Genomic DNA, 17224 nt, shown 5'->3' with positions numbered 1-17224 from the left:
CATCAGCTGGCTTTTTTGCGTTTGGCACTGGCTGGCTGTTTGATATCCAGATCTTTCACGCGAAAAATTTCGTCTTCCTTGGCCAGAGTGAAGACCAGAGATTCTCCCGACGTATTCTGCAAAGTGACCGTGCGAGTCCCTCCCTTGGGTTTCACACTGAGCAGACGAACTTCACCAAATCGCTTTTTCAGGCTCTGGATTTCGTCTTCCGATACGGCACCGTCTCGAATCTGTGCCAGCAATCCATCGGCTTTTTCACTGATCACGCCATCGAGCCCGGTGTATTGACCTGCCGCTACTGAGAGACAGATTTTCTGCACGGCATACTCGGCTGTCCCCAGAGGAAAGGTGGGTGCCTGAGGAATGCTGTTGGCAGGATTCTGGCCGTCAGCACCTGGAATTGCTCCACCCGGATTTGCGCCACCAGGGTTGGCAGGATTATTTCCTTCACCTGCTGGTGGAAGGCCGGCTGGTGCATTGGCCATTTCACCATGACCATTGGGAGTCTGTGGCCTGGGGATGTTATTCCCTCCCGGGGCCTGGCCTTCAGGAGCATGACCTGGCGGAGTGGCGGCCTGTTCTGGCAGCGGCATGGGAACCGGTGTCTCACTTCCATGACCTGCCGGTGTTGATGGAGGAGTTGTCGCAGGAGCTGCATGTGGGGCTGGAGCTGCCGACTCATTGTGTCCACCGGAAGGGGTGCCGGGTGTCGCTTGAGCGAGTTGCATCTCGGGAGCACCATGCTCTCCGTGAGGCGTTCCATGAGCGGGAGCTGAATTGGTAGAAACGGCGACCGCCTGATTCCCTGAAACCGGGCCACGAGAGGCCAGGGTATCTGGTGTTGAAGGAACCTGAGCAATGCGCCAGGTGCCTCCTTGCCGCACGAAATTCAGTGGCTCGCGATACTTTTTGCCATCGACGGTATAGCGGGCTTCGGCTGTACAGCGATCACCGTCGTATTTGATACTGGCCAACGTCGTGTTCGGATCCTGGCCGATGCGGGAGAACGACGCCAGAGCGGCTGCTCCGCCGGGATTCTGTTTTTGCAGGCGATAACTGAAACCCAACACTTCGACCAGGCACTGGTATCGATCTGTGAGTCGATCGACAATTTGGGTATTAGAGGTTCCGGGATCTAACTTCTGGAGATCGACGCCGTACCTCTTGAAGATATCGATAAACTCCTTGCCAGGCCCGGTCATGCCGAGAATCGCGATCTGTGGCCTGAGCGCTCGCAGCATGGTATCGAGCGTGTTGTTGACGGTCTCTGTCGACAGGCTGTCTACGACCAGCTGGAAGTTTTCACTCCGGACGCCATTAACGAGCTTCTGATACGCTCCATTGGGTGACTCCCTTGTGGAGCAACCTGAGATCATCAATCCCGACATCAAGGCGAGGAACATTGCCAGAGAGGTATGGATTGAAGGCCGATTTCCAAGACGACTTCGAAGTCTGGGGAGAGTGCATGGGCACATCATGTCAGTGTTCCGAAATGATCAGACAGGGTTTGCTGAATCCATGTCCCGTGGATGAATCCAAGTCACGGGATCGGTGCAAAGAAAGGAGAATTGCGATGAAATGTTCCGCAAATATGCAGATTCTTTGATGTTAAAGCAAGAGGCAAGTTTCCTTGATTTCGCGACGAGCAACCTGGCGTCAACTGAAACTTACAAAGACCAATCATCTGGCAAGCGATTTGAAGGGGTTGATGAAGTGCTGTGGGCAACCTATGGACTGGCTGTATGTGTTGCTATAGTCAATGACGACTGATTTCCAAGAGTTAAGTCTCACGCGAGACCTTTTGCATGAAATAACAGCACTGTGTTGGTTGAGAAGACATGCTTGCCCAGAGCTGCAAGCAGGGCACACAGAGCCAGAATCATTCTCTCCAGTAGTGCGATCGCAGCTTGTTACCGAAGGATCGTCGGCTTATGGGCACTAAGCCACTTCTGACTGGATCGCCGACACGAAATTCGAAATTTGTGGGTGTGAAACTCGCGATCCTTCTGCCGTGGTTTCTGCTGGTGGCGCTTTTGCTCTCTTGGGGAAGTGACCGGGTTCCTGCCGATCTCCATCAGCCAGTCGCGATTTTCCCGCCACCTGCCGATGGAGACTTATCTCCAACAGCGGTCGATTTGCCACAAGCGGACTCCACCAATCAGCCAGTTCTCTTTGAGGTGGCTACGTTCAATTTGCATCGCGGCAAAGGGGGTGATCAACCAGCGAAAATCGATGGCTTTCGCCAGCTGCTCGATGGCTGTGACATCATTGCCCTGCAGGAAGATGTACTGATCAATGGAAAAACGTTCTCGCGCCAGTTGGGCGCATCCATGGGACTGTGGGCCATGGAATTTCCCACAGAGTTTCAATGGGGCCAAGTGAATGGCGGGAATGGTCTATTGCTCAGCCGCCCTCCTGGCCAGATCGCGACGATTCCACTCCCTAATGCGAAAGGTAAAGCCTTCCGACAGATCGCACTGATTCCCGTCTCAATGGGTGAAGTTCGCCTGACAGTTCTCGCCACGCATCTCGACAGCACGACGGATCGACCCGCACAATGGCCCATTCTCATCGAGCTGTGGAAGTCACTGGCACCCCCTTGCATCCTGCTGGGGGATTTGAACACACGTCCCGAAGATCCTTTGATGAAACCGTTACTTGCTGTGGAGGGAACAGAAGATCCGCTCGAGATTATCGCCCGAAGAAATGGCAGCACTCAGGCCGCTCATATCGACTGGATTTTGACCCGCGGCCTGAAAACGATCTCGGCCGAAGTCATTCCAACCAAGCTATCCGATCACCCTGTCGTTCGTGCCAGGCTGGAATGGCCTGAAGAGCCGAAGCGATAAGTCGCTTTCGGTGAAATCATTGTGATGTGTTGGTTGAAGAGGCCATGCTTGCCCAGAGCTGCTGCTTCGTACACACAACTTTGCCGAAAGGTGTTTAGACGTGTGGCTGGGGTCAAACGTCCTCGTTTGCCCCCAGTTCATGGGGCGTTGACTGTTCATGGCAATAGTCAGGGGAAGGGACAATACAGGTGCAATCGTGCTTGCGAACTTTGATGACCTGGGGGCGGATGAAGACATCCGACCCCTGCCACCCGCGCAAGAACGACGCCCTTTCGCTGTGATTTGTTTTTTGGGGCCTCCAGGGTCGTGCCACCCATGGGTGGGTGAAAAGTTGTTTGTAATGGACAGCCCAGAGCTGCAAGCATGGCACTTAACAAAGTGCCTGAGCCATAAGTCAGCCGATTTCTGACTCAAAGATTCCTTAGAATCGTTACATCCGGTGGGCAGGTTGCATTCGGCAAGAGTGGAATTCCGCAGATTTTGCCGATGCGTGACGACCACCTTCCCGATACTTAGCGATGAAAGAACAGTCTGTATCACTCAGCAAGGTTCTATTTCCTGCGCATGAGTCTGACCTGTTGCCTGCCTTTCCTGCTTAAGCCTGAATGACGTTCGTTTTCAGCAGGCTTCAGCGAACCATCACCTGATGTTGACCGTTTTGAATGGAATTGATGCCCTGAATTGTGCAGGCCCCGCAACCTGTCCAATAACCTGGGCATCAAGTCCACTGACTGCCATCGTCATCCTTTCCCCCTCAGGATGGCGATGGCGGTCTTTTTTTGCGAGCCGTGCAAAGTTACTCTGATTATTGCTGTGGCAATCGTCTGGCCCGAAACGCATCACCAGCGGGGATGTTGTTCAAAGGCGGATTGCCAGGCCTTCTATCGGAAGGAGAAGTGCACCAATTGCAAACGCATGATCAATCCCTCAGAGCGATGAATCGCTGTGTCCCACAGGACGGCTCGACAAGAGGGTATGACCTCGGTGCCATTAGGGCCAAAGCGCGCCTGGCCTGCTCAAGCCTCTTATGGCTGGCCATGATCTGTGGTTTCCAATCGTTCGCTCTTCAGCCAACGTTGGCACAGCCGCCTGCCAATTCAGCAGACCTGAGTGACTTTAATAACGGCGTGGGATTGTACCGCCAGAGTCGTTGGGGAGATGCTGTCGAATCCTTTCGTCAATTCATCAAAGCCAACCCTCAAAGTCCGCGAGTCCCGGAATCGCAAATCTACATTGGTCTGGCTCTGATCAACCAGCAGAACTATGTCGAGGCCCGGACCGTCCTGCGAGAGTTTCTTAAAAACTTCCCCGAAAACAGCAACGTCGCTCAGGCACGTTACCGGGTGGCGGAATGCAGTTTTTTGCTCAATGATTTCCCGGCTGCGAAGCAGGAACTGCAAAGCTATCTGGAAAAGTATCCCCAGGATGCCCTGGCACCACGGGCACTTGCTTATCTGGGAGATGTACAGCTCCAGCTCAAAGACCCGCAAGCTGCGATCACCACCTTCGAGGAAGCCCGTAAGCGTTTCCCAGCTGGTGCCCTTGCGGATGACATCGAGTATGGACTGGCTCAGGCCTATTCAGCGGCTGGCAAAACCGCAGAAGGACAAAAGCTGCTCGATGCCATCGCCGCCAGACAGAATCATCCTCATGCAGCTGATGCTTTACTGCTGCTGGGAAATCAAGCCTCGACAGCCAAGGATTATCCCGTTGCCATTCGCCAGTTTGAATTGCTGGCCGAGCGATATCCTCAAAGCCCGCTCGCAGAGACAGCACTCACTAACCGCGGCTATGCGCTCTTTCAGACCGGTCAGTTCGATGCCGCAGCCGCGCAGTTTGAAAAACTTGCCGCTCAGTTGGAAAAGACGTCATCGACATGGACGCCTCAGCAGAAGCAACAGGCGGCGAGCTATCTGTACTGGCAAGGGTTGAGCCAGAAAAATGGCAATCAACTGGAAGCTGCCCTCGTTACTTTTGCAAAGAGCTTTGACCTGGCCGGTGGATCGTCCATCGCGGAAAGCGTGTTGTATCAGCAGACACTTACCGCCAGACAACTGGGACAAACACAAAAGGCAGAAGCGCTGGCACTCCAGCTTGTAGAGAAGTGGCCGCAAGGTGATTCCGCCGATGATGCGTTGCTGATGGTGATTGATCTCTCGCTGGATCGTCAGGATGCCGCCAAGACTCAGAGCTTGATCGCGCAGTTTCGCAAGTCCTTCCCGGAAAGCTCACTCAAATGGCATGTGCGACTGCTGGAAGGTCGGCGGGATCTTGAAGAAGGGACCCGCACGAGCAATGTGGAAGCTCTCCAGCGGGCTCAAGTGGCCTTTGAAGAAACGCTTCAAGGAGCCACATCGATCGAACTGAAAGATCAGGCCAGATACTTTTCAGGACTGGTTCTGCAACTGCAGGGCAAACTTCCCGAAGCGCGGGAAATGATTGCCCCTCTGGCGGCACAGATCAATGCACAAAGTGTTCGCCCGGAGATTATCGAATCGCTCGTGATCGAGATGTCAGTCCTCTTCAGCCTTGGCGACTTTGAAGCCAGTGCTGCGGTCGCAGGTAAATACCTGAGTATGTTCCCTCAGGCCACTCAGCGAAGGCGGGCCTATGCGCTGCAAGGCCTGGCATACGCCAAAGCGCAACAGTGGGCCAAGGCCGAAGCTGTGATCAAGCAGTTTGAAGCCGAGTTTCCTGGTGATCCTGCGGTCGCTGCCGCTTTGATGGATCAGGCCGAAGTGGCAGAAGCTGCCAAGCAATGGCCAGTCGCTCTCGCTGACTTCGAGAAACTGAAGCGACTGGCCGCAGGTACGACCAATGAACCATTTGCGTGGCGAGGAACAGGCTGGTCGAGATTTCGTCTGGGCGATTACAAACTGGCGGCTGAAGAATTTGCCCAGTTATCGGCAAAATTCCCGCAGCATCCGCTTCAGGCCGAGGCGATGTATTACGAAGGGGAGTCTTGGCTGCTGGCGAAAGAGACCGAGAAAGCACTCAAGGTCTTTCAACAGGCTTTTGATCGCTTCACGCCCAAAGACGCCGCCAGCGTGAAAGAGGAATTGAAAGCCCCGGTGCTGTTTGGATATCGCTCGGGCCTGATGATGGCCCGCACTCTCGAACAGACCGGGCGACTTGAACAGGCCGATCAAGCGTACGAAACCTTGCTCAAGAAGTTTCCCAAAGCGGAAGTGTTTGATCAGTTACTCAATGAATGGGCTCTGATCAATTATGAGGCAGGTCGATTTGAGCAGGCCGACAAGATTTTTGCGCGCTTAGTCGCTGAATGTCCGGAAAGCCCACTGGCTGATAACGCGAAGCTGAGCCTGGCGGAGAGCGACTTGATTCAAGGTGAATTTGCGCGGGCGAGAAAATCACTCGAAGAACTGCTGGAAAGTGAACAGTCCGATGTCAGTGTGAAAGAACGGGCTCTTTATCAACTCGTCGTGCTCGCCATCGAACAGCAGCGCTGGGATGACGTCAGAAAACTGGGTGGTCAGTTTGTGGCCACCTATCCCGAAAGCCCCCAAAAGCTGCAAGTCGCAGTGGCACTCGCTGAATCTCAACTGGCCACTGATCTCAGTGTGGAAACTGCCACCGCGCTACTTCCCCAACTTGATACTCTGCGCGAAACCATTCGTGCTGCGAGAAAACAGGGCGAAATCGAAGACTGGCATGGCAGGCCCTGGGTACTCTGGGCAGAGGCCCGGTTACGCCATCGCAACTATGAAGGTCTGACAGACGCTGCGGAAGAACTTGATGGCTGGCAACCACCCGGACCTGCCCGCTGGCAGATTCGAGAAGTTCTTGGCCGAGCCTACAAACAGCAAGCCAAATTTGATGAAGCCCGAGCAGCTTTTCAGATCGTGACCAAGGACCCGCAAAGCCAGCAGACAGAACTCGCTGCCAAGGCCCAGTTTCTGCTCGCAGAGACCTACTTTCTCCAGGAGAACTGGAAGCAGGCATTCCTGGAATACCAGAAGGTCTACTCCAATTACGCCTTCCCCGAATGGCAGGCGGCCGGTTTACTTCAGGCAGCCAAATGCGACGAACAGCGTAGCCAGTGGAAGGAAGCCATTGCGACCTACGAACGGCTGCTGCGCGAGTTTCCGAATGTCAGTTACGCCACCGAGGCGAAAGAGCGACTGGAAGCGGCTCGCAAACGCAATTGAGCCGATGTTTTTCAGTCGTCTTTCAGCCTGCCTGCGGGATGCATGATCGATGTCATCCCACAGCAGATTTCATCACGACGCTCATCGACCTATTCGACCTTGTAACCCTTGGCCAGTTCTTCGAAGACATCGATGTTCTGGTCTGTCAGGCCCATATCCCGAACGATTTCAGTCGAGGCGGCCTTGCCACTGACAAGTTCCCGTGCAGCCACAGCAATTCGACCTGTCGATTCGTAACTGTAGGTTACTTCGACTGGTGAACCAGCCGGGAGATTTGCCGGCAAGCCTGTGATGCGGAAATCACCAATCTGCGTACAGGCTGCGGGATCTTTCGCATCCCCTTCGAGAATGTAAACGTGAATCGTTTTCTGATTATCAGCATTCGTGCGGAAGCGCTGCGTCAGGCTGTAGGGAATGTTCGTGTTCTTGGGAATCATGATGTGATTGATCTTCTTGGCCCGGTCTTCCGGACTGGAGACCTTCACTCCCAGCGAATGGGAGTTCACATCCAGAGTCGTCACGTTGTTGAGCCGCTTGCGAATGGCATCGACCACTTGCGAGTTCTGGACACCAGCCCGCGCTTCCAGAATGGCCGCATGAATAGCAGCCCCCTGGGCGACCGCTTCTTCCGGCCTGAGATCTCGCGAAGGTTTACGGCCGCAAGTCTCTGCCAGCATCTTCTCGACAGCAGGCATGTAAGTCGAACCGCCCACCAGCACAACATCGTCCAGTTGCCCCATGGCTACGCCGGCCTGTTGCAGCACGAGTTCGGTCGTATCCTGTGTTCGCTGGAGCAGATCAGCCGTCATGCGTTCAAAATCAGTGCGTGTCAACGAGACTGACAGCGTTTTCCCGCGGAAGTAAACGGTCACCGGGACTTGTGGCTTGCTACTCAGATCCCGCTTGGCCTGTTCACACTCCCGGTTGAAATCGCGAATGGCGTCGGCATCCTCCCGGGGATCTTCGCCAAACTTGCGCAAGAACTGTTCCGCCACATGGTCGACAAGTCGTCTCGTCCAGTCGAGACCACCCAGCATCACGTCACCGTCCGTCGCCAGAACCCGGAATTGTGTTGGCGTGTATCGCACGACGGTCACGTCGAACGTACCACCACCCAGGTCGTACACGAGAATGGTCTTCGGCTCCTGGATCAGATCTGTCCGGCCCAATTCCCCCTTCATCCACGCATACGCAAGCGTCGCGGCTGTCGGTTCGTTGATAATGTCGACCACGTTCAGACCCGCAATACGACCTGCGTCCTGTGTCGCTTTACGACGAACATCATTGAAGTAATACGGGACTGTTACGACGGCATTGGTGATCGGGCCGATCTCTTTTTCCGCGTCCTGTTTCATCTTTTTGAGAATCAGGGCCGAGATAAACTCAGGTGTCAGCTTCTTACCCTGATAGACCACATAGTAGTCTTTATTGCCCATCTGCCGCTTCACAGCTTCGACAATATGATCGGCCGATTCTAACGAGGCACGCTCAATTGAGGGGCCGACGACTACTGAGCCGTCGTCAGCCAGCAGCACCACCGAAGGCGTAATGTTGCGACCATCAGCATTCTGCAGCGAGGTCGGCTGGCCATCGGCACCAATCCGTGCCATCGCAGAATAAGTCGTGCCAAGGTCAACGCCAACGGTGTTTCCTGCGAGGAACTTCATGAGTCTTGCTCTATAAATGTTGCGAGGTTGAAACCTGTGACATACAGAAGGTCAATCGAAATGATGCATTTCGATCAAAGTGGCGTTGCAGCTTCGCCACGTCAGGACTGGTCTCGACAGACCGTTTGAGAGCATCCTGTGGGAAGCCAGCTGGCTGAAATTGACTTCGATCATTCTGCTCCCGGAGAACCCCCAAACGCAAGTATGGCCTGTCTCGACTTGCCGTGAAATTCCTGCACTCCAGCCCGATTGATCCTTTTAACCGTTAATTTGCCCCTGTCGGTCAGCTCTCGATCGAATCACCGTCCCTTCGACATCTGATGAACTGTACACAGCAACCCCTCATCGAAACACAGGTTCAGGTCGCTTCCTGTCTGCCGCCGATTCGAACAGCTGACAGATTCCAAAACTCCTCCCCCAAAACACCTCTTGGAGATCTGCCTCAGGCATGTCAAGATTCCCCTCGCCAGGGAACCGGCTGCAGGAGAGCAATCAACTATGAAATCCCATCCATCATCCAAGCATCGAAGTGAAGCCATGGCGAGTGCTCACTCGCTTGATCATTTGGCATGCAGAGCTTGTGAACATCAGAGCAAATCCACCTTACAGGAATCATTCCCTGTTGCCGGGCGAGATATTCTCTTCGCTGATCGTTGGCCCAATCGATGTCGAACCCAGCTTGCATTCATCCTCATGCTCGTTGTCGGCATGGCGGTGGCTGGTTGCCAGCAGGCGGAAGATCCCGCTTTCAGTGCCAACTCATCAGAAGCGCCCACTCAGGAAGACGCTTCCGTGTCAGGTTCGCAGGCTTCACAAGATGACTTCCCTGTGCTCACCATTGCACCAGTCACAGAAGCCAACTCAGGTTCGGCAGTGTTGACGATCCCCGCCGCTGTCCCTGGCCAACTCCTGTTGCCTGTGCCAGAAAATCCCACCATGGCGACGGGTATTCGCAATAGTGGATTGCCAGAAAGTTCTCCGGCAGCTGAAGCAGCCTTTGCTGAACTGCTGCAGGCTGCACGCGGAGGTTCGACTCCCGATCAATGGCAGATTGCCGAACAAAAACTGACACAACTGGGAACCACAGCCCTTGGAATTTATGTTCGCCACTTGAAAGACGACGATCTGATGGTTCGCGAACTCGCCTCGATGTTCCTGGCTCAATTGGGCCCCGAAGCAGAATCGTCGGCACCGGAGATTGTCAGCTCATTGCAGGATCAGTCTCTGTTTGTGCGGGCCAATGTGGCTTCCGTCCTCTCTTCGATTGTCGCATACGAATCGAAGGTCGCACCTGTGCTCCTGGGACTTCTCGAAAGTGATGAAGTCAACATCCGTATGATTGCTGCGACCTCGCTGGGCAATCTCACTTCACAAGCTGATCTCGTCGCTCAGATTGAGCCTGCACTGCTGAAGCTGGTTGATGATCCTGCTGTCGAGGTCAGGCAAGCCGCCATTCGCAGCCTGGCACAAAGTGGCTCAGGGACTCCTGCGATCCGCAGAACATTACAAGCCATTGCCAGACAACCCGCCGATCCTCTACAGGAAGAAGCAGCCCAGGCCCTGCGTCGGCTGGATGGTGCGCCCAAACCGGGAGACGCCACACCCGCCAGCAATAGTGACGAATAAGGATTTTTTACTCCTTCTCCCGTTCCGACGGGAGAAGGCCGGGATGAGGGCGAGCTTGTGCTGCGATCCAACAAGCAGGCCCGGCTGCAGATTTTGCAGCCGGGCCTGCCGGGACAGTTCAGCGGTCGTGATGACGGGTCGCGTTCAGGTGACCTTGGTGCAGTGATAAAACATCATTGCATCCACACGATTTAACAACACGATCGCTTAACGAGACAAACACTGGGTGAGAACATGAAATCTGGCTCAGGACACAGAACAAATCCTGTGGCCTAAAGATCTGCTGCCATCGCCAGGCGGCGACCCGGCTGCCGCGATGCTCGCGAATGATGTTTGCGATGCAGTTTGGCCAGGGCCTGTTCCATGCGATCGACTGTCCGCGAAAGAACACGCTGCAGATCCGATCCGGTTTCCTCAATGAGAACTCGTGTGCGTTTGGTGTTACCGACCCGCAAGCGACATCGCTTATCCTGACCGCCCCGAGGACCGTTGATATCTTCGAGGGTGATCTCGACATCAGCCGGCGAAAGCTGAAAACGGTCGAGTGCGAACTCCAGTTTGCGATCGACAAATTCTCTGAGACCTTGAGGAAGAACCAATCCACGCGTGATGAGATTCGTATGCATTCATCGCCTCTCTCTCGAAAACTCTGGAAGATAAACAGCCGCGAATTACGGAAGACTTCACAGAAAACCGACTCGAGTTCCTGCGGGCTGACGAAACGATCTGTTGTTCAACTCCCCAACTTCCAGGATTCCCACGACCTGTCACATGAAACAAGCGTTGAGGATCGCGAAGACATGCTTGCCCAAAGCTGCAAGCATGTCACGACAAGCACTGCGCATTGATCACTACTGGAAATAGAAACGTTGAATCAGAGATTGAAACGACACTGCCCGCTGATCAGAAAGCTGGCTGATGCGGCCACATCTTCAATCGACATGCTCAATCAAAAGCATGTTTGTTGAGTGAGGCAGAGAACCTGCCAGCTTGCACGATCACATCAAAGGCAGGCACAACACGGAAGGATGTCTTCGCTCGATGAATGATGCCGCAGAAATAATCCGGGGAACGTCATCCGGCCTGCCTGGTGTGTCGCATGGCGAGGCCTGGCGTTTCCTGGCGTGTTGTGTCTGCATGTAATCTTAACGTACTAAGATGCTGGGGTGGATGACGAAAATCAGGGAACCGATCAGAATTTTTTGATATCGACGGAACTCCCCAATTGGCATTGATTTGTGTATGACTGCTGGTCACATTTTCATTTTCAAAACCCTGAAGTTCTCGCAAGGCACGGATGCTTACCATGCATGTTCTCGTTACCGGTGGTTGTGGATTCATTGGTTCAGCCCTTGTCCGTCATCTGGTGAGGAACACCGATTGGACAGTGGTGAATGTCGATTGTCTCACTTATGCGGGGCATGTTGAATCTTTGGAAGAAGTAGCGACCCATCCGCGACATCTCCTGATCCAGAAGCATATTGCTGACCGGGAAGCGATGGATGCGGCTTTTGCGAAGTATCAGCCAGCCGCTGTGATGCATCTGGCAGCTGAGAGCCATGTGGATCGATCGTTGACCGGGCCGGCAGAGTTCATCAACACCAACATTGTGGGAACCTACACATTGCTGGAAGCGGCCCGCACGCATTACGGGAAGCTCGCGGCCAGCGACAAAGCGAAGTTCCGCTTTCTGCACGTTTCGACGGATGAAGTGTTTGGTGCGCTGGGGGCTACCGGCCAGTTTACCGAAGAGACCCGCTACGACCCGCATTCCCCTTATTCGGCCAGCAAGGCCTCTGCCGATCATCTGGCGCGGGCCTGGAATCATTCGTATGGGTTGCCAGTGCTGGTCACCAACTGCAGCAACAACTACGGGCCCTTCCAGTTTCCTGAAAAGCTGATTCCGGTCGTCATTCGCAAAGCGCTGGCCGAAGAGCCGATCCCTGTTTATGCCAAGGGAGAGAACGTGCGCGACTGGCTGCATGTCCAGGATCATGTTTCGGCTCTGCTGCGAGTTCTCGAAACCGGCATGATTGGGGAAACGTATGCGATTGGTGGCCGGGCGGAAGTTCGCAACATCGACCTGGTCCATGTGATCTGCAAAGTGCTGGATGAGTTGCGCCCCAGGCCACAAGGTGGCCGGCATGCCGACCTGATTACGTTTGTCTCCGATCGTCCCGGTCACGACTTCCGCTATGCGATTGATTGTTCGAAGATCGAGCGGGAACTGGGTTGGAAACAATCGGTCACATTCGAGCAGGGGATGCGGGCGACAGTCGAGTGGTATCTGGGCAATCAGGCCTGGGTGAACGCTGTACTGAAGTAGGCTCCTGGGGTATCTCGCAGACGGACAAGGTTTAAAGATGGCGAATGAAATCAGCCTGGAAGCACTGTGCCAGGACGTTGTCGCGAGTGCGGAAGCGCAGGTTGGTCGAGAAATCAGCGATCGATTGAGGAACGCATTCAATGCGTTAGCGGAGCATCCCGATCGTCGACAAGCCGTCACGATCCTTGCGGACGCGATCCCACAGGTCGGATCGCCGGTGGGATGTGGAATTCTGGCTGTCAGTCTCGGGGCGGGTGTCGAGCATGGTGCTGATCCTGACTACGCGATTCCACGGTTGATCGAAGCGTTACGCGGCTGGATGGGCAAGATCCCGGACGATCTTTCGGAACCTGTCTCGTCCGAGTTATCGAGTGGTCTGGAGTTTCTGGGGCAAGGGATTGTGGCCCATATTTCACGCAGTCCCACACGCTGGGCGCAGTATCGCCAAGACGAACAGTTGATGCAGGAACTGCAACGTGTTGAAGGGGTGTCGGCGGGTTGCAACTGGGTCTATGAACTCCTGTCTCGTACCAGTGGTTCATTGATTGCCATCGATGTCGCGGAACGTCGCGCCTTTCGCGTGGAGTACAAGAACCTTTCCAACTGCTTTCATTTGTTTACACTGCTGCAGATCGAGCTGGCACCGCGTCTGACTTACGCTCCACGTATCTCACAGGAACTCGTGGAAGTGGCGACTGGCCCGGCTATGCACGATGTGACCGATGCGGCGTGGTGGCATTACGGAAATGGAACCAGCAGCCAAGCGAATATTCTCGCCTCGATCTGGGGAGAATTGAGCCCCAGCACGATCCCGATGATCGACTCACAGCAGATCGTGCTGTTATGGCCACCGATGCTGGAGAGCCGGCAGTGGGATGGCAATTTCTTCCGGCCGTTCCTGATGGCAGCACCACCATCACTGCGGATTGTCGAAGAGCTACCAGCCCCGGAAGTCGATCAATGGTGGCAAACCTTAGAGCTTCCCGCACGCCTGCCGGAAGGAGTCGCCAAGGCCAAAACATCACCTACTGAAGAACTGAAACGGCCCTGGTGGAAGTTCTGGTAACGTCTGGGGTTTAACGAATTGATACTGCCGGGTGGCAGGGGAGGTTTTGCTGCCGGATGAACGGTTGTGGGGGTTGCTGAAAACTCAGTTGGGATTCTGTGGGAGGTGTGGTGGTGCAAGAGACCTCTTGTGGCTTGGCAAACCTGGTAAAAATCAGAATTTCAATCGGGGCCAAACTGCGATGTGGTATGGGCCGTAAGAAGGAAATCTGACATGGCAATCGATTTATGCAAGACAAACAGAAAGAGCGGTGAACCGACATTCACCCCAGTTTGCGCTGCAAATACGTTTGTCACCTATTGGTTGCCGCCCGCAAAGGAACTTGGGCTACAGATGATAGAATGTCTTCCGGCGTTAGTCATAAGGCAGGAGTTTAAGGATCAGTTTATCGAAGAGATTTCTCAACTTCGCAATTGGATCGATTTGCATGCTCCCGTCGGCATTCGAGAGTCAATATTGGAATCCATCGACCGGGTTATGGATATTGTAAGTTCTACCTCGCTTGATGAATATGAACTTTCGACGGGGTAGAGGTAGTGGTGCCGACAAAATCAATGAGTTCTGACCCCTTCGTGTTGTCTCAATCCAATGAGTCCTCCCTACCCCTGAAATAGTTGCTGATGGGTTTGGAGTCTTCTGAGTTGGTGGGTTGCGCAAAGCCTTAACCTACTCTATTTGACTAAAAGTCTTCAGGCGCAGACCAAACGAAGTCACTTTCAACAAACCCGTCGGGTGGTAGAGCCTCACGAGCTTCCGCTACGAATCTTGTAAGCAAGTCAGTTAACGCTTCGTCTGGAGTATCGCCAAGTCCAGCAGTGCCATCAGGTTGTCCGGTTACACGATCACATCGTCGCAAGTTCGTGAACGCGGCAAAATCATTCCGTCGTTGAATGACTTTCACTCTCATTTTGGGGACTGGAAAAAGACTGGCATCAAGCCATGCGTCGTATTCGGCTACAACCCTATCAAGCCGAATGATTCCAGTTGTTGCATTTATGTTCATAGTCATCGTGATCCAGAAGAAGAACTTGTTCTATTACTGTCGATGCTACTTTATGGTTACTATGATGTATATATTTAAACCTGCGAGGTTAACCCGCTGTGGGTTGCCGGAGGCAGTTGAGATTTGCTGCTGGAAGGACTGTATTACGTATTTTTGAGAAGCTTTGATAAGATTCTGTACGAGGTGCGGATCTGCCAGTGACCTCGTGTAGTGTGGCTACTTTGGTAGACATCAGAATATCGGCCCGTGGGTTCTACGGGAATTGGCGTATTTTGTACAACGATTTCTTGTGACTGGCGTCACCCAGACGTGCAGAGCCACGTCTGGGCCACCCTGCCAGCCTGCGAAACGGGACACAGCGACCTCGTTTTGCATGATCTTTCTATTGATCTTGGGTTATTCGACTTTGGCCAGGAGTGGCAGTCGTTCGCGAGAAGATACCACCACGCCGCCTGGCTTTTCGATCGTAACTGCGAACATATACGCGTCTTGAACATACAGCTTCGCGTTGATCGGGATGACAACTTCTTCGGTCGATGTGATGTCGAACACCCCGCCATCAATCGGCGTCGTGTCACTTTGATTTCTGGCGAAAATCCACAACTGATACTGCTCCTGGCTGGGCGTGTTGACCGGCAATCCTCGAAAGCGCATGAAACCCTGTTGCTGCGAAGCACTCCAGACGATGTCGCCTGTGGCACCTTCGCTGGGCGTCGGCCCTGGTGACCATTTTGCCTGCACAAGCCCCTGGTTCGCAGTGAGCAATTCAGCTTGCAGTTGAGCGACGTCAGGGCGTACTTTCTCTATCGGTCGGTTATCGAGCCAGGCAAACACCGCAAACATCAGGCAGAGAGCTGAAACAAACCAGGGCAGATATCTGTTTCCGCGAAGGGTCGCCATAGCATAGGTCGAGGGCTTGGCCAATGACACAACAGGCTTTGCGGCCAATTCCTGCGAGGCTCGAATTCGGATTGCGTGGCGTAGATGTTCAGGCAGTGGTTCCGTTTGCATGTCCGCCCAAATCACATCAAGAGAAGCGACAACCTGATCCAATTGTTCGAGTTCTTCGACAGGGATTCGACTCGCAATACTGTCGTACTCCGTCTTCTCTTCCTCGGTCAGACCAAACAGCAGTCGTGTCACCTGGATTTCTTCCCAACGATTCGTCTCAGGGTTTGAATGCCTGCTCATACGACCTCAACTTCATTCGCACGTCGCTGGTTGCGGACTTGCATGCAAACTCGGAGTTGTAACAACCCGCGTCGTGCAATGGTTTTCACTGTGCCCAGTGCCAGCCCCGTTTGGTTGGCGATTCGCGTTTGCGGCAAGCCATGATAGATCGAGAGTTCCAGCACTTTCCGTTCATCTTTTCGCAGCCTCTCCAGACAAGCCGCAGCTTGGGCTACTTCTTCCGCCAATTCTACGGGGGAAGTCTGCAGGGGAGCCGCATGTTGCAAAGCAAGCTCATCGATCGGTCGTGATTCCAACTCGCGTCCGGACTTGCGGAGCCGATCAATCAAACGCCGCCGCGCTATCATTGCCACAAAGGTCGCCTCACCAGCAATCTCCCCGCGATAACGATCCGCATTCTTCCACAAGTCCACGAAGACTTCCTGAACGGCGTCTTCAGCATCAGCTAATGAAGAGGAGAGTCGGCGGGCGAGCGACCACACGAGCCCACCATAGCGGTCGATACATTCATCAACCGCTCCGGTATCACCGTTGGCAATGCGGGTTAAAAGCGGGACTTGCAAATCAACCTCCTCTCACTGGGCGTGCAAAGGGACGGGATCGGTAAGCAGACCGACCCCGTCCAAGTTGCGTTAAGAGCTATGAGGCATACTACTTGGGCAACATGACTGCGTCGATCACGTGAATGACGCCATTGCTGGTCACAATATCGGTCTTCACCACGTTCGCACCGCCGACGCTCACTTTGCCACCTTCAACAGCAATTTTCACGGCAGAACCTTGCACTGTCTTCGCCTCGGTGAGATTGACAACGTCTTTGGCCATAACTTTGCCGGGGACCACGTGATAGGTCAGGATAGCAATCAGTTTCTCCTTGTTTTCGGGTTTCAGCAACGATTCCACCGTACCTTTGGGAAGCTTGGCGAAAGCTTCGTCGGTCGGTGCAAAGACAGTGAATGGTCCCTTGCTCTTCAATGTATCCACCAGATCAGCCGCCTGGACGGCAGCGACCAGCGTTTTGAAGCTGCCTGCACCTACCGCAGTATCCACGATATCCTTCTTGTCCTGGGCAGCGGCAAATGACGAAGCTCCCAAAACAACAGCCAACGACAAGACAGCGGCAAAAAACAATTTCATGTTCAGATTCCCTTTGACAATGGTTCAATAGCTTGAGATTCGAAAAACGATGCTGTCGACAGTTTTGAGCGGCTCATGTTTGCATTCGCTGAGATCTCATTGGCGGATTCAAAATAATTCCAGAATCGATTTCTTTTCGCAGATTCAACACCGGAACCCCGATGCACCCTCACGAGGGAATTTCGAAAGA

13 protein-coding genes are annotated in these 17224 nt (G+C 53.9%); 7 read left to right on the top strand and 6 right to left on the bottom strand.

The window, feature by feature from the left end:
* Positions 1-2: 2 nt before the first annotated feature.
* Entirely contained in the window at positions 3-1388 is a 1386-nt protein-coding gene (locus tag PLIM_RS18450) for a hypothetical protein (protein WP_148227180.1), read from the bottom strand.
* A gap of 190 nt (positions 1389-1578) precedes the next feature.
* Between PLIM_RS18450 and PLIM_RS18445 the strand changes: the two genes are divergently transcribed.
* From PLIM_RS18445 to PLIM_RS18435, 3 genes are all read left to right on the top strand, one after another.
* Positions 1579-1770 (top strand): hypothetical protein, encoded by a 192-nt coding sequence (locus PLIM_RS18445; RefSeq protein ID WP_013111833.1) that lies wholly within the window; start codon positions 1579-1581, stop codon positions 1768-1770.
* 161 nt (positions 1771-1931) lie between these two features.
* On the top strand, positions 1932-2849 hold the full coding sequence (locus PLIM_RS18440) for an endonuclease/exonuclease/phosphatase family protein (protein ID WP_041402201.1): 918 nt from the start codon (positions 1932-1934) through the stop codon (positions 2847-2849).
* 896 nt (positions 2850-3745) lie between these two features.
* Positions 3746-7018, top strand: a complete 3273-nt coding sequence (locus PLIM_RS18435; protein WP_196349482.1) for a tetratricopeptide repeat protein — start codon at positions 3746-3748, stop codon at positions 7016-7018.
* Positions 7019-7107: 89 nt separating this feature from the next.
* Here the strand turns inward: PLIM_RS18435 and PLIM_RS18430 are convergent, their stop codons facing one another.
* Entirely contained in the window at positions 7108-8685 is a 1578-nt protein-coding gene (locus PLIM_RS18430) for an Hsp70 family protein (protein WP_013111829.1), read from the bottom strand.
* A gap of 693 nt (positions 8686-9378) precedes the next feature.
* Here PLIM_RS18430 and PLIM_RS18425 point away from each other — a divergent pair.
* The gene (locus PLIM_RS18425; protein ID WP_196349481.1) at positions 9379-10311 is read left to right on the top strand and encodes a HEAT repeat domain-containing protein; all 933 of its coding nucleotides are present in this window, start codon (positions 9379-9381) and stop codon (positions 10309-10311) included.
* Positions 10312-10583: 272 nt separating this feature from the next.
* Here the strand turns inward: PLIM_RS18425 and PLIM_RS18420 are convergent, their stop codons facing one another.
* On the bottom strand, positions 10584-10937 hold the full coding sequence (locus PLIM_RS18420) for an HPF/RaiA family ribosome-associated protein (protein WP_013111827.1): 354 nt from the start codon (positions 10935-10937) through the stop codon (positions 10584-10586).
* A gap of 671 nt (positions 10938-11608) precedes the next feature.
* On the opposite strand from PLIM_RS18420, the gene rfbB reads away from it, so the two are divergent.
* The 3 genes from rfbB (at position 11609) to PLIM_RS18400 (ending at position 14234) form a co-directional block, all read left to right on the top strand.
* Positions 11609-12637 (top strand): dTDP-glucose 4,6-dehydratase, encoded by a 1029-nt coding sequence (gene rfbB / locus PLIM_RS18410; protein ID WP_013111826.1) that lies wholly within the window; start codon positions 11609-11611, stop codon positions 12635-12637.
* Positions 12638-12674: 37 nt separating this feature from the next.
* Complete coding sequence (locus tag PLIM_RS18405) at positions 12675-13703, top strand: hypothetical protein (protein ID WP_013111825.1); 1029 nt, start codon at positions 12675-12677, stop codon at positions 13701-13703.
* A 213-nt stretch (positions 13704-13916) separates the two neighbouring features.
* Positions 13917-14234, top strand: coding sequence for a hypothetical protein (locus PLIM_RS18400; protein ID WP_013111824.1), 318 nt, complete (start codon positions 13917-13919; stop codon positions 14232-14234).
* A gap of 868 nt (positions 14235-15102) precedes the next feature.
* Here PLIM_RS18400 and PLIM_RS18395 read toward each other — a convergent pair.
* From PLIM_RS18395 to PLIM_RS18385, 3 genes are all read right to left on the bottom strand, one after another.
* On the bottom strand, positions 15103-15849 hold the full coding sequence (locus PLIM_RS18395; RefSeq protein ID WP_230849344.1) for an anti-sigma factor: 747 nt from the start codon (positions 15847-15849) through the stop codon (positions 15103-15105).
* Positions 15850-15893: 44 nt separating this feature from the next.
* Positions 15894-16460, bottom strand: a complete 567-nt coding sequence (locus PLIM_RS18390) for an RNA polymerase sigma factor (protein ID WP_013111821.1) — start codon at positions 16458-16460, stop codon at positions 15894-15896.
* An 88-nt stretch (positions 16461-16548) separates the two neighbouring features.
* Positions 16549-17034 (bottom strand): fasciclin domain-containing protein, encoded by a 486-nt coding sequence (locus PLIM_RS18385; RefSeq protein ID WP_013111820.1) that lies wholly within the window; start codon positions 17032-17034, stop codon positions 16549-16551.
* Between the last annotated feature and the right edge of the window lie 190 nt (positions 17035-17224).

Origin of the sequence: Planctopirus limnophila DSM 3776 (assembly GCF_000092105.1) — a bacterium.
Taxonomy (GTDB): Bacteria; Planctomycetota; Planctomycetia; order Planctomycetales; family Planctomycetaceae; genus Planctopirus; species Planctopirus limnophila.
The sequence above is the reverse complement of the archived record's forward strand: the minus strand, read 5'-3'. Positions and strand labels throughout refer to the sequence as shown.